The sequence below is a fragment of the Butyrivibrio sp. FC2001 genome, assembly GCF_000424125.1.
Lineage (GTDB): Bacteria > Bacillota > Clostridia > Lachnospirales > Lachnospiraceae > Butyrivibrio.
On the sequence record NZ_KE384132.1, the window covers coordinates 9,620 to 29,610 of the forward strand.

Here is a 19,991-nt window from a genome sequence, read left to right on the forward strand (position 1 = left end):
CCTGCGGTTGAAGAACTTGTTGCAGAAGAACCTGTGGCAGAAGCACCTGAAGCAGAAACAGCATCAGAAGAGATGTCGCCTGCAGACATCGAGAAGATGATGGCAGAGATGGGTGCTGCGGCAGAGGCAGAGCAGCCCGTTGCAGAAGAGACACCTGCGGTTGAAGAACTTGTTGCAGAAGAACCTGTGGCAGAAGCACCTGAAGCAGAAACAGCATCAGAAGAGATGTCGCCTGCAGACATCGAGAAGATGATGGCAGAGATGGGTGCTGCGGCAGAGGCAGAGCAGCCCGTTGCAGAAGAGACACCTGCGGTTGAAATGCCTGTAGCAGAAGAACAACCCGTAGTTGAGGTACCTGCATCAGAGGCAGCAACCGAAGAGATGTCACCCGCTGATATCGAGAAGATGATGGCAGAGATGGGTGCAGCAGAGGCAGAGCAGCCCGTTGCAGAAGAGACACTTGCGGTTGAAGAACTTGTTGCAGAAGAACCTGTGGCAGAAGCACCAGTTGTAGAAGCAGCAACCGAAGAGATGTCGCCAGAAGACATTGAGAAGATGATGGCGGAAATGGGCACTGCAGCAGAGACAGAGCAGCCTGTTGCAGAAGAGATACCTGCGGTCGAAGAGCTTGTTGCAGAAGCAACACCTGAGATTGCGTTAGAAGATATACCAGAAGTAGAGATACCTGCAGCAGAAGCAGGATCAGAAGAGATGTCTCCTGAAGATATCGAGAAGATGATGGCAGAGATGGGCGTTGCAGCAGAGGCAGATCAGCCTGTTGCAGAAGAGACACCTGCGGTTGAAGAACTTGTTGCAGAAGCAACACCTGAGATTGCGTTAGAAGATATACCAGAAGTAGAGATACCTGCAGCAGAAGCAGGATCAGAAGAGATGTCTCCTGAAGATATCGAGAAGATGATGGCAGAGATGGGCGTTGCAGCAGAGGCAGATCAGCCTGTTGCAGAAGAAGCTCCTGCAGTTGATATGCACACTGTTGAAGAGACACCTGCGGTTGAAGAACCAGTTGCAGAAGCAACACCAGAAATCGCATTAGAAGATATACCTGAGGAAGAGGTGCCTGCAGCAGAGGAAACACCTACTGTTGAAGAGATGCCTGCAGCAGAAGAACCAGTTGCAGAAGCAACACCGGAGATAGCATTAGAAGATATACCAGAAGTAGAAGCACCTGCAGCAGAAGCAGGATCGGAAGAGATGTTACCAGAAGACATCGAGAAGATGATGGCAGAGATGGGCGTAGCAACAGAGGCAGAACAGCCTGCTGCAGAAGCACCAACACCCGAGACAGCAGAAGTTGCACCTGACATTGACTTGGGTGATCTGGCAGGAGAAGTAGCACTTGAGATGCCTATTGAGGAATCTCAGTTAGATGAAGTAGCACCAGAGATACCTCTGGAAGAGGTATCAGAAGAAGCAATGCCGGAGATTAGTCTGGAGGATATTCCAGCAACAGAAGAAGCACCGGCAGCAGAGGAGGCTCCGATGGCAGAAGAAGCATCCTTAGATAATCCTGAATTATCATTAGATGAACCCGCCGCAGATGATGCGGCATCAGAAGAGATGTCTCCTGAAGACATCGAGAAAATGATGGCTGAAATGGGCGTTGATACCGAAGAAGCGGCAGCAGGTGAAGCTTCTGCTGAAGGAGAAGCAGCCGCGGCAGAGGAAATGCCGGAGATTAGTCTGAAGGATATTCCTGCAGAAGAGCCTGCTGCGGAGGAAGCTCCTCTTGATGAGATAGCTGTTGATGATCTTACTCCGGAAGACCTGGGAGAGCCCGCTGGTGAAGGCGGTGGTGAAGAGCCCATGCCGACTGCTGATGAGGCAGAGCTGGCAGATGCCTTTGCAGAGTTCGCTGACGCTATGAATGAAGGCGGAACAGAGGGCGAGGTTGCAGCTGAGGAATCAGATATTGATTTTGAATCAGTCAGCGCAGAGCTAGATGACCTGTTAAAGGATTCAGGAGAAAATCTTGATGACGTAGCTGAGGACGGCGAAGACATAGGCGCCGATATGGATCTCGACAGCATGCTTGAAGATCTTGGCGGAGATTCTTCGGAAGCGGAGGCAGGAGGAAGTGAACCCGCTGATGTTGAGATGCCTGATCTTGATGCGATCATGAATAGCCTTGCAAGTGATGATGCCGAGGACGTTGAAAGCACCGCTCATATTGATGAAAAAGAGGGAGCAGGTGCTGAAGAGATAAGCCTCGACGATATGGGCCTTGATGCAGGCGGATTGGATGAAGGCGGCGCAGAGGGAGAGGATGTAAATCCCGAAGATATTCTTGGAGCGATGGGAGAAGAAGGTCTTGATGATATCGGACTTTCAGATGATATTCCTGATCCTGATGAAGTCAATGACAATGGCGGAGATTATGATGATATTGCTCTGAGACTTTCAGGAGAAGAACCTGAAGAGGGTGAGGAAGGCGGCAAGAAAAAGAAGCGCAGACCTAATATTATCTTCCTTATTTTCGCTGCACTTTTCAAAGTACTCACACAGACAGATGAAGACCTGAATCCGAAGTCTGCGGAGGATGAGCTTGCAAGTCTGACAGATGAGAACCAGCAGGTTCTTGATGAGCTGGCAGCAGAGGATGGCAAGAAGGCTAAGAAAGAGAAAAAGAAGAAAGAAAAGAAGCCGAAGGAAAAGAAGCCACCGAAGGAAAAGAAGCCGAAGCCACCGAAGAAGGAAAAACCGAAGAAGGAGAAGAAGCCGAAGCCGGATGACGGCGTTCCGGAGAAGGCACTTGCACCTAAGAAGGTTGCAATTGCTGTGCTCTTTGCATTTAGTATTGGCGTTCTGTTTTCACTTCCTGCACTTCTTCTTCCGGGAAGAATTATCATGGGCCGCGCAAACAGTGCATTTGAGAAGCAGGATTACGCGACAGCATATAAGCTTTTATATGGAAAACAGCTTAACGAAGAGCAGAGTCTTATGTATCATCAGGCCAGAGTAATGACCAGTGCGCAGTATTATTTCAATGCTTACAAGAGCTATAAAGCCATGAAAATGGAAGATGAAGCATTGGATATTTTGCTGATAGCAATGAAGACAAAGGATTCGATAATGGGAGAAGCTGAAGAGTTTCAGGTTGTCAATGAGGTTCAAAGCGTGTATTCTAATATCGAGTCGACGCTCTCTTCTGAATATGGACTGTCTTCTCAGGATATCGCAGAGATAAATGAGATTAAGACTAAGCCTGAATACACGAGACGTATAATGGAAACCACCGGAACAATAGAACTTATAATGCCGGAGTGATAGATGCAGAGGTCGACATCAAAAAAGGAGATGCCTACTGATGCTTGCTATAATTGACTACGATGCCGGTAATATAAAAAGTGTTGTTAACGCTTTTAAGTTTTTGGAAACAGATGCTCTCGTAACCAGAGACCCCAAGGAGATCATGAAGGCAGATCGCGTGATCCTGCCAGGAGTTGGTGCCTTTGGCGATGCGATGAGAAAACTGGAAGAATATAAACTTACGGAGGTCATCCGCGACGTAGCTGGAAGCGGAACACCGTTTATGGGAATTTGCCTGGGCTTGCAGCTCCTGTTTGATTCAAGTGATGAGTCAGAAGGAGTTTTGGGTCTAGGCATTTTGCGTGGTAAAATAAAAAGAATTCCGGATAATGGCGTGTTGAAGGTTCCTCAGATCGGATGGAACAGCCTGACATATCCTAACAAGGGTAGACTTTTTAAGGGAATAGATGAGGATTCTTACGTGTATTTTGTCCATTCCTATTATCTTGATGCTGATGATAAGAGCATAGTAACAGCGACAACCGAGTATGGAACTACAATAGATGCTTCTGTTGAAAAGGGAAACGTCTTTGCATGCCAGTTTCATCCGGAGAAGAGCGCAGAAGTCGGAATGGAGATTCTGAAGAATTTCCTCAGTATTTAAATAGAAAAGGAAAAAACATGCTTACTAAGAGAATAATCCCATGCCTCGATGTCAACGATGGCAGAGTTGTAAAAGGTATAAATTTCGTCCAGCTTCGCGACGCAGGAGATCCTGTGGAAGTAGGTAAGGCATATTCCAAGGCCGGAGCGGATGAGCTTGTCTTTCTTGACATCACGGCTACATCAGATGCCAGGAATACAGTAGTTGATCTTGTACGAAAAGTGGCTGAGCAGATTTTTATCCCCTTCACTGTAGGTGGCGGTATCAGAAGCGTAGAGGATATTAGAGCCGTACTCAGAGAAGGGGCTGATAAGGTTGCGATAAATTCAGCTGCAATAAACAGACCTGACCTTATTACAGAGTCAGCTGAGAAGTTCGGATCACAGTGCGTAGTTGTTGCGATTGACGCCAAGAGAAATGATAAGGGTGGCTTTAGTGTATATAAAAACGGCGGAAGAATAGACACAGGTCTTGATGCCATTGAATGGGCCAAGGAGGCAGAAAGACGTGGCGCCGGTGAGATCCTTCTTACAAGTATGGATGGAGATGGCACGAAAGACGGCTACGATCTTGAACTTACAAGAGCAGTAGCAGATGTTGTTTCTATTCCGGTTATTGCTTCAGGCGGAGCAGGTAACTGCGAGCATTTCTATGAGGCGCTCACACAGGGCGGCGCTGATGCAGCGCTTGCAGCTTCTCTTTTCCACTACAAGGAGCTTGAGATAAGCGAGGTTAAGGAGTACCTGCGAGATAAGAACGTGCCTGTAAGACTTTGATTGTTTAACCGGAAGACAGACACGCTGATGTGAAAACAGCTTCAGGTATTCGATAATATGAAAGAAGGGTGTGATTTTTTATGCCGATGATCTCCAATGACTGGCTTCCTGCGTTGAAGGAAGAATTTGGCAAGGAATATTATAAAAATTTATATAAATTTGTACTTGATGAATATCATTCCAAGGTGGTTTATCCACCTGCGGATGATATTTTTAATGCACTGCATCTTACACCTTTAAAGGATGTAAAGGTGCTGATACTGGGGCAGGACCCCTACCATGAGCCGGGACAGGCACACGGCTTGTCATTTTCGGTGCTTCCCGGACAGGACGCTCCGCCGTCTCTTGTGAATATTTATGCTGAACTGAAGGATGATCTTGGCTGCTATGTTCCAAATAATGGATATCTGAAAAAATGGGCAGATCAGGGAGTACTCCTTCTTAACACAGTTCTCACGGTTAGAGCACATGCTGCTAATTCTCATAAGGGAAGGGGCTGGGAGCACTTTACCGATGCCATCATCAAAGCTCTTAACGAGCAGGACAGACCTATCGTGTATATGCTTTGGGGAAAGCCTGCACAGTCTAAGATGGCTATGCTTAACAATCCCAAGCACCTGATTCTTACTGCGCCTCATCCAAGTCCGCTTTCAGCGTATCGTGGATTCTTTGGCTGCAAACACTTTTCACAGTGCAATGAGTTTCTCAAGGCTAACAATCTGGAGCCGATAGATTGGCAGATTGAGAACATTTAATGATGATTTTTTCAAAATAATATTGGACACAAATACTTTTTCGTGATAACGTAGTAAAGTGAAAAAAGTTTCCGAGTATTAGCTTTGGATAATTACAATATAGAGAACAGGAGAGCATGAGGATATTATGAAAAAAGCATTCGTAACTAAGCAGCAGGTTGAAAATATTGCAAAGACTTACCCAACACCGTTCTATTTATATGACGAAAAGGGAATTGTGGAAAATGCGAGAGCCGTAAAGAAGGCGTTTTCCTGGAACACTGGATTCAGGGAGTATTTTGCTGTAAAGGCTACACCTAACCCGATGATCATGAAGTTATTGCAGGCTGAGGGGTGCGGTTTTGACTGTTCTTCAATAACAGAGCTTATGCTCAGTAAGTCTATTGGTGCTACCGGTGAGAGCATCATGTTTTCATCAAATGATACTCCTGCAGAGGAGTTCGTCTATTGTGACAAGATTGGTGGCATCATCAATTTTGATGATATTACACATATCGAGTTTGCAGAAGAGGCACTGGGAGGAAAGCTTCCGGAGACAATAAGCTGCAGATACAATCCGGGCGGAGTTTTCACCATGAGTAATGGAATCATGGATAACCCCGGTGATTCAAAATATGGAATGACTAAGGAACAGCTTTTTGAGAGCTTCAGAATCCTTAAGAGTAAAGGTGTTAAGCGCTTTGGTATTCATGCTTTCCTTGCAAGTAATACAGTAACAAATGAGTATTATCCCACACTTGCAGCTCAGCTTTTTGAGCTTGCTGTCGAGCTTGAGAAGGAGACAGGAGCTGATGTATGCTTTATCAATCTTTCAGGAGGTGTAGGAATCCCTTATGAGCCTGATAAGACAGGTAATGATATCGCAGTTATCGGGGAGGGTGTTCGTAAGGAGTACGAGAGAATCCTTGTTCCTGCAGGAATGGGTGATGTTGCTATTTACACAGAGATGGGACGCTTCATGCTCGGACCTTATGGTGCACTTGTTACCAAGGCTATCCATGAAAAGCACATCTATAAGGAGTACATCGGTGTTGATGCCTGCGCAGTTAACCTTATGAGACCTGCTATGTACGGCTCATATCATCATATCACTGTTCTTGGAAAAGAGGAGGCTCCTCTTGATCATGTATACGACGTTACAGGATCACTTTGCGAGAACAACGATAAATTCGCGATAGACAGAAAGCTTCCCAAGATTGATATGGGAGATTATCTTTTTATTCATGATGCAGGTGCACATGGCTTCGCAATGGGGTATAATTACAACGGCAAGTTGTGGTGCGCTGAACTCTTATTAAAAGAAGACGGTAGCGTAGAGCAGATCAGAAGAGCACAGACTCCCAGAGATTACTTTGCGACTCTGGATCAGCTGCCTATGTTTTCCGAGCTTGACAAAATTATGAAGGAATTTGAGTAAACTAGAAATGGACGTTATTCAGGATTTTATTACTGAGTGCAAGCTTTCCGGTCACATGAGCCAGAATACGGCAAAATCCTATCAGTGTGACCTCAACAAATTACAGGATTATTTAAACGAGCATAACATTACCGAGGTATCGGGAATAACTGAGAGAGTATTGAAGGATCATCTGGAAATACTCTCACAAAAAGGATATTCACCTGCCACGATGGCAAGGAATATCGTATCAATAAAGGCACTGTTTAAGCACCTCGTAAAGGGTGAGATGGTAGCTATAGATGCTTCAGAGAATCTGGTAGCACCGAAGGTAGAGCTGCCTAAGGCTAACGTACTTACAAGAAAACAGATAGAAGATCTGATGAATATGCCTGACACAAGAACCGCAAAGGGACAGCGTGATTCAGCCATGCTCGAGCTGATGTATGCTACAGGAATCAAGGTATCAGAGCTTATAGCTGTTAAGGTCTCAGACATCGATATGCAGCTTGGTAATATCGAGTGCAGGAGTGATAAAAAGGATAGGACTATTCCTTTTGATAAGAGAACTAAAGAGGTTTTACAGAGATATCTTCAGGATGGAAGAAGACATCTTATCAAGAGTACAGATGAAGAGCTTCTTTTCATAAATTATCAGGGCGATGCCATGAGCAGACAGGGTGTGTGGAAGCTTGTTAAGGGATATGCCAGTCAGGCACAGATAAAGGTGTCGATAACACCTGAAGCATTAAGACACAGCTTTGCAGCTCATCTTGTTGAGCGTGGTGCTGATATAGAGGCTGTTCAGATCATGATGGGACATGTCAGCCCTGTATCTACTGTAAGATACGCAAGAGAAAATCGTGATTATTTAAGAGACGTTTACGACAGGACGCATTGATGCCGTCGTTATAAGTAACGTACTTAGGAGAACAAAAAATCCCCAGCATTTATATGCTGGGGTAAATTTTTGTCTGTATATTTATCTCATAGGAATTGAGCTTCCTATGAGATTCCTTTTTTATACAAGATCTGCAATATCAAGAAGAAGTCTCTCTGTATCTTCCCAACCAAGGCAGGGATCTGTGATGGATTTTCCATAAATACCTTCGCCGATCTTCTGGCAGCCTTCCTCGATATAGCTTTCGATCATAACACCCTTAACAAGGTCGCGGATGTTGTTGTTCTGGCTTCTGGAGTGGAGCACTTCCTTGACGATACGAATCTGCTCCTTGTACTTTTTACCTGAGTTATTGTGGTTTGCATCAATGATCGCAGCAGGATTCTTGATGTCTCTCTCTGAATACAGATAAGCGAGAAGACTTAAATCCTCGTAGTGGTAATTGGGCTGTGACTGACCGTGCTTATTCTGTGAACCACGAAGTACGCAGTGTGAAAGGGGATTACCGTTGGTCTTAACCTCATAGCCTCTGTATACGAAGGAATGAGGAAGCTGAGCTGCATATACGGAATTGAGCATTACGCTTAAGGTTCCGCTGGTAGGATTCTTCATTCCTGCAGGAACGCCAAATCCGCTGGCAACCATACGGTGCTCCTGATCCTCAACTGAACGAGCACCTATTGCTACATATGAAAGAATATCTTCAACATAGCCCCAGTTCTCAGGGTAGAGCATCTCATCGGCAGCAGTAAGGCCGGACTCCTCAATGGCACGGATCTGCATGTGACGCATAGCGATGAGACCTGCACGGAAATCGGTCTTTCCCTCAGGATCGGGCTGGGATGTGATACCCTTGTAGCCTTCACCGGTTGTTCTGGGTTTATTGGTATAAACTCTGGGAACGATGATCAGCTTGTCCTTTACCTTCTCGTTTACCTTAGCAAGCCTTGAAACATAGTCGCAAACAGCATCTTCATTATCTGCTGAGCAGGGACCAACAATTACCATGAACTTATCGCTTACACCTGTGAGAACATCAGCAATTTGTGCATCGCGATTTTTCTTAAGCTCAGCGAGCTCCTTCTTAAGAGGGAACTCATCTCTTATTTCCTCGGGAGAGGGAAGCTGCTGTATATACTGAAAAGACATAGTGATAATACCTCCGAAAGTTCTATTTATAATAAGTAATGATACAGAAAAAACATTTCGTTTTCCACTATACCACGTTAAAGTCTGAAAGTAAACGCATAATAATTCATTTTATTAAAAAAGTATAAATTATTTCGCTCTTAAATCTTGATTTATTTTTTAAAAGTTTAATAAAAAATAATCGAATTTTTGATAATTGAAGACTTCGAATATGATAAGATTTATATAGACACATGAAGAAAAAATCTGCATTTTTACAGAGATAATGAAAATTGTTTTTTGGAGAATGCGATTTCCTAGATTCATTTACGAGGGGGTCTGATTATGTGGAAGAAAATGTCAATAATGGCTAAGATGCTGGTAGGAATTATCCCTATTGTAGCTATCGCAATGATTCTGATGACTTATGTCAGTGTTACTCAGAGTAGTGCGCTTATCCAGGAGCAGACTGAGGAGAGAAATAATGCCATAGTAAATGGCAATATTGCTACGGTTAAAGGCTATCTGGATGAGATAAAGGCTACGGCAATAGGGCTTGCTGAGACCGTTGGCGGCACCTATCAGACGGCTACCATGGAAAATTATAAGGACGTTTTTTCAAACGTTCAGAATGATAATGACATGATATCCGGTGCCGGAATATGGTTTGAGCCCTATGCATATTCTGCAGAGGAAGAGTATCAGGGACCTTATTGGTATAAGGATGGTAGTTCCATCGTGGAGACATGGGATTACAGTAACGCTGAGTATGATTATATCAACCAGGAATACTATACCAATGCAAAGGCTCTTCAGAAGGGAACTGCAAAGATAACAGATCCATATTATGATCCTACTTCAGGAACAATCATGTCCACATGTTCAGCTCCTATTTACAATCCTTCAGGACAGTTCATCGGATGCGTGACTGTAGATTTGGTGCTCGATTCTATTTCAGGAATCGCAGAGGCTATCAAGGTTGGGGAGACCGGTTCAGCTATTCTTACTACTTCTGATGGTACATATCTCTATACTTCAGATAGCAAGAAGGTTTCTGATGGAGCAAACATTACAGCAGATGAGAATGCATCTCTTGCATCAGCCGCTTCAGAGGTTCTGGGAAAAGAATCAGGCCAGGCAAGATTTGAGGAAGCAGGAAAATTCATCATTATTACATTCGGAACTATTCCGGATGTAAACTGGAAGCTTATGATCAGAATGAATCAGGATGAGCTGGAGAAGAAGGTTAATTCTCTTCGACTTATAATGATTTCAATTCTTATCGCAGCACTGCTTATAAGCTCAATTGTAGTAATTCTTCTTGTACGTGCTATTTCAAAGAACCTTGCAAATGTTAAGAAGTTTGCAGGCGCTCTTGCCAGCGGTGACTTTACAGTATCAAAGCTGTTTAATAAATCAGGTGATGAGCTTGGTCAGATGAGCGATTCACTTAATAATATGTACGAGTCTAACCGTACCGTAATAAGTCAGATTTCTGATGAGTCTGAAAATATCAGTACCGCAAGCTCATCACTATCATCCATGGCTAATGAGCTTACAAGCCAGTTTGAAAAGATTCAGAGCAACATGTCAGGTGTTAACGATGCGATGATGTCTTCAGGCGCAGCAACAGAGGAAGTAAGTGCTTCTGTTGAGGAAGTAAATACTTCAGTTCAGAGTCTTGCAGAGGTCAGTGAAGAGAGCCTTGCAGCAACCAAGGAAATTATGGTAAGAGCTCAGGAGATTGAACAGAGCAGCCAGAAGGCTTATGACAATGCAATCAACATCGCTCAGGAGAGAAGCAGAGAGCTTGCTGAGGCTTCAGAAAAGGCAAAGGTTGTTGAGGAAATCAGCAACATGGCTCAGTCCATTGCTGAGATCGCAGACCAGATCAACCTTCTGTCACTGAATGCATCCATCGAGGCTGCAAGAGCAGGAGAGCATGGTAAAGGCTTCGCGGTTGTTGCATCTGAGATCAACAAGCTTGCAAGCGATACTGCAGAGGCAGTTCAGCAGATCCAGACAACAATTGATGGCGTACAGGATGCTTTCAAGACATTGACAGACAGTTCACAGGAACTCCTTGGATTTGTCAATGATACAGCAGCACCTGACTATGAGAATTTCGTTCATGTAGCTCGTCAGTATGGCGATGATGCTCAGTCGTTTGGTTCTCAGTCTGATAGGATCTCTCAGATGGTTGAGAATATCAGAAATGCAATGAACGAAGTAAACAACGCTATCCAGAACATCGCAGAGTCCACACAGGAGACTGCATCACACAGTTCGGATATTACAGATTCCATCAATACTGTTGCTGATGTAGTAGAAAATGTCAGTGACATGTCTACGAAGCAGGAGGATATCGCTGTTACTCTTGATGGAATAGTTAAGAACTTCAAGCTCAGATAATATAAGAAAAAATGTAAGAATACGAAAAGACCGCTCACATAAGTGAACGGTCTTTTTAACTAGCAGGGGAAGCAGGATTCGAACCCGCATGAACGGTTTTGGAGACCGCAATACTAGCCATTGTATGATTCCCCTATCCTTGACGCTTTCTGTCGCCAACGAATGAAATTATAGCATAGAGAAAAAATAATGTAAACAGTTTTTTTAAATAAAAACAAATAGTAAAATGCAAAGTATATGTTAGCAAACAGGAGGCGTTATGAAAAGGAGATTTTTAGCGGGAATTCTGGCAGGAATGGCTATCTGCTGCACCGTCGCAGGATGTGGTAAGAAGGCTGCAGAGCCTGTAGATAATAAGGCAGAAGAAGCTGTAGAAGAAAAAGAAGAGAAAAAGACAGAAGAAGCCAAAACAGAAGAAAGCAAAATATATGGGGATCCAATAGATGATGTATATAGAACAACCTATGAAATATTCGTCTATTCCTTTTATGACAGTGACGGTGACGGAATCGGAGACCTCCAGGGAGTTATAGATAAGCTGGACTATATAAATGATGGCGACCCAAATACAAATGATGATCTTGGGTGTAACCAAATCTGGCTCATGCCGATATGCCCATCTACAACCTATCATAAATATGATGTAACAGATTACTGTAACGTGGACCCGGAGTACGGAACCCTGGATGACTATAAGAAGCTTGTGGAGGAGGCTCACAAGCGCGGGATCCGTGTGATAAACGATACGGTAATGAATCATTCTTCGTCCCAGCATACCTGGTTTAAGGAAGCTACCGAATATCTTAAGAGTCTTCCCGAGGGCGCAGAGCCAAACGCTGAGGAATGTCCATACATTGATTACTACCACTTTTCAAAAGAGCCACAGTCTGGCTATGAGCAGGTTCCGGGTGCTGACTGGTATTATGAGTGCCAGTTCTGGTCAGAAATGCCTGACTTAAATCTTGATAGCGAGGCTGTTCAGAAGGAGTTTGCTGATATAGCAAAATTCTGGATAGATCTTGGCTGCGACGGCTTCAGAATGGATGCGGTAACACAGTTTACTACTGATGACATAACTATGAGTACTGAGCAGCTCTCCAAGTTTGTGGATGCGGTAAAGGCGATAAATCCTGATGCCTATATCGTTGGTGAAGCCTGGACTGCTTCAGGCGGCTATGCAAAATATTATGCCAGCGGAATAGATTCTCTCTTTGATTTTGATTTTTCAGGAAGTGAGGGAATCATATCAAAATGTGCCAAGGGAAAAGCTGATCCCGTGAGATATGTGCAGGCACAGATTGATGAGGACGAATTATACGCTTCATATAATGAAAACTATATCAACGCTCCTTTTTATACAAACCATGACATGGCAAGAAGCGCAGGCTATTACACCGGCAAAAAGGCTAAGGACGGCGTTAAGGTTTCAGGCGCCCTTAATCTTCTGATGAGCGGCAATGCCTTCATATATTATGGCGAGGAGCTTGGTATGAAGGGCTCCGGTAAGGATGAGAATAAGCGAGCTCCCATGCAGTGGGCTGCTGAAGGCACAGAAGGAATGACCAAGGGACCTTCCGGAATGGACAGCCTTAAGATGTCCTATGGCAGTCTTGAAGAGCAGAAGGATGATCCTGATTCAATTTACAATTATTATAAGAAGGCAATTCACATAAGAAACGGATTCCCTGCCATTGCCCGCGGTAAATGTACTATTCTTGAAGGACTTTCCGGAGACAGAAACGTAGTCTGGATAAAGGATGGAACAGATAAAGTGCCAGAGGGTACTAAGGGGGCAAAGGTTCTTATCGCATTCAACAACGGTGATGAGCCTGCAGAAATCGATCTTAGTAAGGATCAGGGTGCTGATGGCTACAGAAATCTTGCCACAACACTGGTTACTGGTGAAGAGGATATAACTCTTGAAGGGGACATACTTACGGTTCCTTCATTTGGAATAGCGATTCTTACTGATGAAAGCTGATAGAGGAAAATGACTGGAAAATAATATGGGAAAGAACACAACTGAAAATTCTAAAAAGCTGTACAAGACATATATTTTTGATTATTACGGAACACTTGTTGATATTAAGACAGACGAGAGTAAGCCTGAACTCTGGAAGCATCTGGCCGGAATATATTCAGCATATGGCGCAGATTATACACCTGAGGAGTTGCAGAAAAAGTACTCTGAGCTATGCGAGGCAGAGGAAGCACATCTTCGAAAGATTCTGAAGGTATGGGAGCCCAACATGGAGCTTGAGTACCCGGAGATTTTGCTGGAGAGAGTATTTGCAAGACTTCTTACGGAAGCAGAAAATCACCATGAGACCGCTGCGACTATCGAAGGAAAACCGGTAAGACTTTTATCTGCTGATGATATTGCAGACAGTGAGTGGGCATATATGGTTAGCAATACCTTCAGGATAATATCAAGAGAATGGTACAGATGCTATCCCAACACAATAAGTACGCTTAAGACTCTTAAGGAAAATGGCTGCAAGCTATACCTTTTATCCAATGCTCAGGGAATTTTTACAAGGACTGAGCTGGAGATGGCAGGAGTCTTGCCATATCTTGACGGAGTATATATTTCATCTGATAAGCAGATCAAGAAGCCGCAGCCTGAGTTTATGGAGAAGCTCATAAAGGAATTTGATATAGACAGAGAATCCGCAGTTATGGTAGGTAACGAGATGAAATGTGACATGGGAATCGCAGCTGCCTGCGGACTTCCGGGAGTGTTTCTCAATACCTTTGGATGGAGCGATAAGAAGATCGAAGAAGAGATGAAGAAAATAAATGTGACAACAAAAAATGTGAGAGTCGTCGCAGACGGCGATATCGCACATCTTCTTGACTGACTCTCACACTGATTACTTACGCTTTTTCTTTTTGGGCTTGTTTATTAGCGGCCTAAAAATTGTGTTCATTCCTGTCCAGCCCAGGATCCTTGTGATGATGATACCTGTCAGGACGCCGCAGCTGTCAATGATGACATCTCTTTTCTGAGGTGATCTGCCTGAAATAAAGGACTGATGGTACTCATCCAGGCAGGCGTATCCCACGCAGATTATGCCTGCGACCAGAACAAGTGGGAATCCGCGAAGTCCGTAAACATACAGCGGGAATGCGACGCTTATTGCAAGCAGAAGATATTCAGTAAAGTGCGCAAGCTTCCTTATATAAAATTGATAGAATTCACTTAGCTCTGAGATGTGATCAGGAGTCCAGCCCTTATCAAGAACATCATTGGTCACGGTAAGGACCTCGACACCAACCTTGTAGCTTAGGGCAGAGCTTTCGTCTCCGTTCTGGCCTGAAAAATTAAAGATCAGGCACATCATGACAATGGCCGGTAAAAAGGACATTGGCTTTAATACAAATCTAAGTGTTTGCTTTATATATAGAAGAAAATATTTCATAATAAACTCCACATGTGCATTTTAGTTAGCACCAAGTATAACTCAAAAATTTTATTTGAACAAATTGCATCTATACATTTTTGCTTCTTATGTTATAATTCATTGAGATAAAACGTTCCGCAAGATTTTACCTTTTATTAAGAAGTAAAATTCTAATGAATGCGAGGGGGCAGTCATATGTTTGAAGGAAAAGACGGCGAAAACAGTGTAGAGGATATTATTTCCCGCTATAAAGATGATGTGGCAACTCTGGCTCCATATATATCATGGCTTAAGGAACACACTAAGCAACAGGTAGCCGAGACTTATTCTAACAATGAGTTGGCTAAATCAATTCCGTTTCCTGTTTATGATTCAGAACTGCTTAGTTTTGTAAAACAGGCACAGCAGACCAATATGATCGATCGCAATTATTCCTATGTATATAGTAGGAATCATATTGCAACCTATAAGGATGAGCTTATTTTTATAAAGGATGCTGAGATAATGGATATGGATGACCTTGCGGGAATTCTTTCAAGATATATTCTTGAAGGGCAGACAAAAGGCACTGTATGGGCAGAGGGTGTTTACACCGGAGTCCTCTATGAGCTTATTTTCAAAATGGATGACCTTATTCATTTTTGGGGAACCATGTCTTATTAAATGCAACACAAACGGTAATAATTATTTTTTCAGGAGTTTTTTGAATGAGTGAGAAGTCTGCTCAGAAAAGAAAATACATTCTGGAAAAAGCCCGCGAGGTTTTTGCAGAAAAGGGATTCAAGAACGTCACCATGAAGGATGTCGTAGAAGCTTGTGACATCAGTCGTGGGGGGCTTTATCTCTATTTCTCATCTATTGAAGAAATCTTCCTTGCCGTATTATCCGATGAGACCGATGATGACGACGATGAGGCTGTTGTCAAGGCTCTTAATAATGACGCTACTGCCGGCGATATGCTGGCTCTTTTCTTGAAGGAACAGAAGAAAGAGATTCTTCGCAAGAAGAATAGTCTTGTTATTGCTTCCTATGAGTATTTCTCTAATAAGGATATGCCCGTTCAGGATAATCCTCTGCGTAAGCAATTCGACGCAGGAGTTCAGATAGTTCAGACTTTAATTGAAAACGGTGTACGTTCAGGTGAATTCTATTGTGCTGATCCGTACGGCTGTGCCCGCAACCTCATGTACGTGGTTGAGGGTCTTAAAGTATCCGCTAAAACTATTGGTGTTAGCGAGGCCGCGGTTGACCGCGAATTGTTATATATATTAGAGGGGTTAGTGCCCGCAGATAATTAATGCTTCAAGATTTTCTTGGAGCGTTTTCTATATTTGGAATAATAATAATTTACCCAGGAGGAGATTTATGAGCAACGTCAGACGAGTCTATGTTGAAAAGAAGGCACCCTACGCCGGAAAGGCTAAGGAGCTCCGCAAGGAGATCAAGAGCTATCTTGGTATTAAGAGTGTGACAAAGGTGAGAGAATTCATCCGCTATGATGTGGAGAATATTTCCGATGAGGTTTTTGAAAAGGCCTGCACAACAGTTTTTTCAGAGCCACCTGTTGATATCCTTTATCGCGAAGAGATTGAGATTCCCGAAGGAGCTTTGGTTTTCAGCGTTGAGGCACTTCCCGGACAGTTTGATCAGAGAGCTGACTCTGCTGTTCAGTGTGTACGTTTTATAAAGGGAGACGAGGAGCCTGTTATCCGTACAGCTGTTACATACATGCTCATGGGTGACATCTCTAAGGACGAGCTCACAAAAATAGAAGAGTACGTCATGAACCCTGTTGATTCAAGAATCGCTGACGAAGAAAAGCCGGAGACTCTTGTTGATAATTTTGAGGAGCCCGCAGACGTTAAGATTCTCGATGGCTTCAAGGATATGGCAGAGGATGAGCTCAAAAAGCTCTATGAGTCCTTCGGACTTGCCATGACATTTAACGATTTCAAGTGGATTCAGCAGTATTTCCACGATGATGAAAAGCGCGATCCTTCAATGACAGAGATTCGCGTTCTTGATACATACTGGTCTGACCACTGCCGTCATACCACCTTCGGAACAGAGCTTAAGAATGTAAGCTTTGGTGATGGCTTCTACGCAGCACCTATCAAGGCTTCCTATGATAAGTACTTAAGCGCAAGAGAGGATGTTTACGCTGATCCGGGGAAGCGTGAGGAGAAGTTCATCTCCCTTATGGACATCGCTCTTATGGGTATGAAGAAGCTTAAGAAAGACGGAAAGCTCACAGATATGGAAGAGTCTGAGGAGAACAATGCATGTACAGTAGTTGTACCGATCGATGTTGATTACGGCAATGGCCCTGTAAAGGAAAACTGGCTTGTATTCTTCAAGAACGAGACTCACAACCATCCTACAGAGATCGAGCCCTTCGGTGGCGCTGCTACATGTCTTGGCGGTGCTATAAGAGATCCGCTTTCAGGAAGAGGCTATGTATATCAGGCTATGCGTGTTACCGGTGCAGCTGATCCTACAGTACCGGTTGCAGATACACTTAAAGGAAAGCTTTCACAGAAGAAGCTTGTTCGCGGAGCTGCTTCAGGTTATTCAAGCTATGGTAACCAGATTGGTCTTGCTACAGGCTATGTAAAGGAAGTTTATCACCCCAACTACGCTGCAAAGCGTATGGAGATCGGTGCGGTTATGGGTGCTGCTCCTCAGGAGCACGTTATCAGAGAGTCATCTGATCCCGGAGATATCATCGTACTCCTTGGCGGAAGAACAGGACGCGATGGCTGCGGCGGTGCAACAGGTTCATCCAAGGCTCACACAGCAGATTCAATCCTTACCTGCGGAGCTGAGGTTCAGAAGGGTAACGCACCTACAGAGCGTAAGCTTCAGAGACTTTTCAGAAGACCTGAGGTTTCAGAGCTTATTAAAAAATGTAACGACTTCGGTGCAGGCGGTGTATCCGTTGCTATCGGTGAGCTTGCAGACGGTCTTGATGTAGATCTTGATAAGGTTCCGAAGAAGTATGCAGGTCTTGACGGAACAGAGCTTGCAATCTCTGAGTCACAGGAGAGAATGGCAGTTGTTGTTGATCCTTCTCAGGTAGATAAGTTCCTTGAGTATGCTGCAGAGGAGAACCTTGAGGCTGTTAAGGTTGCGGTTGTAACCGAGGAGCCCAGACTTGTCCTTAAGTGGAGAGGTAAGAAGATCGTTGATATCAAGCGTTCATTCCTTGATACAAACGGTGCTCACCAGGAGACTGAGGTTGAGGTTCTTATTCCTAAACAGGACGAGAACTATTTAGGAAAATACGCATGCGAGGCAGCAGGCAAAGCACTTGCAGAAAACGATGTTAAGAAGGCATGGCTTGCAGAGATGGAAGACCTCAATGTCTGCTCACAGAAGGGTCTCGTTGAGATGTTCGACTCTTCAATCGGTGCAGGTACAGTAACAATGCCTTTTGGTGGAAAATATCAGCTCACTGAGACACAGGCTATGATCGCAAAGCTTCCTGTTCTTGGTGGTAAGACAGATACAGTAACAATGATGGCTTACGGCTTTGATCCGTACCTTTCATCATGGAGCCCTTATCACGGAGCTGCTTATGCAGTAACAGAGTCTGTTGCAAGAATTGTTGCAACAGGTGGTGATTATAAGAAGCTTCACCTTACATTCCAGGAGTACTTCCAGAGAATGACTGCTGACAAGACAAGATGGAGCCAGCCTCTTACAGCACTTCTTGGATCCTTCGAGGCACAGCTTAGATTCGGTATCGCTTCAATCGGTGGTAAGGATTCAATGTCAGGATCCTTCTTCTACGAGGGTGACGAGAAGAGAGCATCAGGCGAGATCAACGTTCCGCCTACACTTGTGTCCTTCGCTGTAGATGTAGCAGAGGGCAAGGATGTTATTACTCCCGAGCTCAAGGCAGCAGGCGACTGGCTTATCGAGCTTCCTATCGACAGAGATGAGTATGACCTTCCTGATTATGAAAAGGTTATGGCTCGCTATGATGAGATCCATGACCTTATGCAGAAGGGCTATGTAAAGGCTGCTTATGCAATCGACTGCTACGGTGTTGCAGCTGCAATCAGCAAAATGGCATTCGGTAACGGCTTCGGTGTGAAGATTGCAGAATGTGTTAAGCATGAAGATCTCTTCACAAACAGAATCGGTAACATCCTTCTTGAGGTTCCTGCTGATAAGGCCGGTGATGTTCTGGCTCTCAGAGAGGCAAGAGAGATCGGTTATGTAACTGATGACGGTAAGTTCACAATCGGTAATGTAGAGATTTCCGAAGAGGAAGCTCTTGAGAACTGGAAGAACAAGCTTGAAAAGGTATTCCCTTCAGTAGCACCTGTTTCTGAGGAGGATACAGAGAGCGCAGATAAGAAGAGCATTTTCGAGGATGGCGCTTTAACAAAAGAATATAAAGCTTCAGATATATATGTATGCAAAAATAAGACAGCAAAGCCCACGGTTTTCATTCCTGTATTCCCCGGAAGTAACTGTGAGTACGACTCAGCTCAGGCATTTGAGAGAGCAGGCGCTGACACAATCGTTAAGATCTTCAGAAACAGAAATGCTGAGGATATCGTAGAGTCAGTTGCTGAGTTCAAGAAGGCTATAGAGCAGGCACAGATCATCATGTTCCCCGGCGGATTCTCAGCTGGTGATGAGCCTGACGGAAGTGCTAAGTTCTTCGCAACAGCTTTCCAGAACGAGAGCATCAAGGAGGCTGTAAATGACCTTCTTCAGAACAGAGATGGTCTTGCACTTGGTATCTGTAACGGATTCCAGGCTATGATCAAGCTTGGCCTTGTACCTAACGGACAGATCACAGGTCAGAACCCTGAGAGCCCGACACTGACCTTCAACACAATCGGACGCCACATCTCAACAATGGCTTATCTTAGAGTTGTAAGCAACAAGTCACCCTGGATGCAGGGCGCTGAGCTTGGCGGCGTATATGTTAACCCCGCATCTCACGGAGAGGGACGTTTCGTAGCACCTACAGATGTTCTTAAGAACCTCTTCGAGAACGGACAGATCGTAACACAGTACTGTGATCCTGAGGGTCAGGTACATCTTGATAACCTCTGGAACATCAATGGTTCCTACATGGCAGTTGAGGGTATCACATCACCTGACGGACGCTGCCTTGGTAAGATGTGCCACTCAGAGAGACGCGGCGACGGCGTTGCAGTGAACATCTTCGGTGAGCAGGATATGAAGATATTTGAGAGCGGAGTTAGATACTTTGAGTGATAAGCTATTTGCAAGCGCAAGTTTGAGTGCATGCTTGCATGCAAATC

Annotated in this window: 13 protein-coding genes, 1 tRNA gene and 1 pseudogene; 12 read left to right on the plus strand and 3 right to left on the minus strand. The window is 44.3% G+C overall.

The annotated features are described in order from the left end of the window. From G601_RS25155 to G601_RS0113870, 6 genes and pseudogenes are all read left to right on the plus strand, one after another. A pseudogene (locus G601_RS25155) lies at window positions 1-3,285 on the plus strand (hypothetical protein); the annotation flags it as partial. A gap of 40 nt (window positions 3,286-3,325) precedes the next feature. Further along, the gene (hisH, locus tag G601_RS0113850; protein WP_026665716.1) at window positions 3,326-3,931 is read left to right on the plus strand and encodes an imidazole glycerol phosphate synthase subunit HisH; all 606 of its coding nucleotides are present in this window, start codon (window positions 3,326-3,328) and stop codon (window positions 3,929-3,931) included. A gap of 17 nt (window positions 3,932-3,948) precedes the next feature. Further along, window positions 3,949-4,707 (plus strand): imidazole glycerol phosphate synthase subunit HisF, encoded by a 759-nt coding sequence (gene hisF, locus G601_RS0113855; RefSeq protein WP_026493638.1) that lies wholly within the window; start codon window positions 3,949-3,951, stop codon window positions 4,705-4,707. Window positions 4,708-4,787: 80 nt separating this feature from the next. Further along, window positions 4,788-5,462: a uracil-DNA glycosylase gene (locus G601_RS0113860; RefSeq protein WP_026665717.1), complete on the plus strand. Its 675-nt coding sequence runs from the start codon at window positions 4,788-4,790 to the stop codon at window positions 5,460-5,462. A 124-nt stretch (window positions 5,463-5,586) separates the two neighbouring features. Next, a complete protein-coding gene (locus G601_RS0113865; protein ID WP_026493640.1) occupies window positions 5,587-6,879 on the plus strand; it encodes a diaminopimelate decarboxylase in 1,293 nt (430 codons plus the stop codon). Next, a complete protein-coding gene (locus G601_RS0113870; protein WP_155834552.1) occupies window positions 6,872-7,759 on the plus strand; it encodes a tyrosine-type recombinase/integrase in 888 nt (295 codons plus the stop codon). The genes G601_RS0113865 and G601_RS0113870 overlap by 8 nt, the downstream gene beginning before the upstream one ends. Window positions 7,760-7,879: 120 nt before the next feature. Here the strand turns inward: G601_RS0113870 and G601_RS0113875 are convergent, their stop codons facing one another. Further along, window positions 7,880-8,908 carry a 3-deoxy-7-phosphoheptulonate synthase gene (locus G601_RS0113875; RefSeq protein ID WP_026665719.1) on the minus strand — a complete coding sequence of 343 codons (1,029 nt, stop codon included), beginning with the start codon at window positions 8,906-8,908 and terminating at the stop codon, window positions 7,880-7,882. Window positions 8,909-9,232: 324 nt separating this feature from the next. On the opposite strand from G601_RS0113875, the gene G601_RS0113880 reads away from it, so the two are divergent. Then, window positions 9,233-11,299 carry a methyl-accepting chemotaxis protein gene (locus G601_RS0113880; protein WP_026665720.1) on the plus strand — a complete coding sequence of 689 codons (2,067 nt, stop codon included), beginning with the start codon at window positions 9,233-9,235 and terminating at the stop codon, window positions 11,297-11,299. Between the two features lie 63 nt (window positions 11,300-11,362). Here G601_RS0113880 and G601_RS0113885 read toward each other — a convergent pair. Beyond that, window positions 11,363-11,434, minus strand: a tRNA-Trp gene (locus G601_RS0113885). Window positions 11,435-11,558: 124 nt separating this feature from the next. On the opposite strand from G601_RS0113885, the gene G601_RS0113890 reads away from it, so the two are divergent. Then, window positions 11,559-13,280, plus strand: coding sequence for an alpha-amylase family glycosyl hydrolase (locus G601_RS0113890; protein WP_026665721.1), 1,722 nt, complete (start codon window positions 11,559-11,561; stop codon window positions 13,278-13,280). Window positions 13,281-13,305: 25 nt separating this feature from the next. Next, complete coding sequence (locus G601_RS0113895; RefSeq protein ID WP_051201179.1) at window positions 13,306-14,160, plus strand: HAD family hydrolase; 855 nt, start codon at window positions 13,306-13,308, stop codon at window positions 14,158-14,160. A 12-nt stretch (window positions 14,161-14,172) separates the two neighbouring features. Here the strand turns inward: G601_RS0113895 and G601_RS0113900 are convergent, their stop codons facing one another. Then, entirely contained in the window at window positions 14,173-14,721 is a 549-nt protein-coding gene (locus tag G601_RS0113900) for a VanZ family protein (RefSeq protein WP_026665722.1), read from the minus strand. 177 nt (window positions 14,722-14,898) lie between these two features. On the opposite strand from G601_RS0113900, the gene G601_RS0113905 reads away from it, so the two are divergent. From G601_RS0113905 to G601_RS0113915, 3 genes are all read left to right on the plus strand, one after another. Further along, the gene (locus G601_RS0113905; protein WP_026665723.1) at window positions 14,899-15,366 is read left to right on the plus strand and encodes a hypothetical protein; all 468 of its coding nucleotides are present in this window, start codon (window positions 14,899-14,901) and stop codon (window positions 15,364-15,366) included. A 44-nt stretch (window positions 15,367-15,410) separates the two neighbouring features. Continuing rightward, a complete protein-coding gene (locus G601_RS0113910) occupies window positions 15,411-16,001 on the plus strand; it encodes a TetR/AcrR family transcriptional regulator (RefSeq protein ID WP_026493648.1) in 591 nt (196 codons plus the stop codon). Between the two features lie 67 nt (window positions 16,002-16,068). Continuing rightward, entirely contained in the window at window positions 16,069-19,944 is a 3,876-nt protein-coding gene (locus G601_RS0113915) for a phosphoribosylformylglycinamidine synthase (RefSeq protein WP_026665724.1), read from the plus strand. Window positions 19,945-19,991 lie beyond the last annotated feature (47 nt).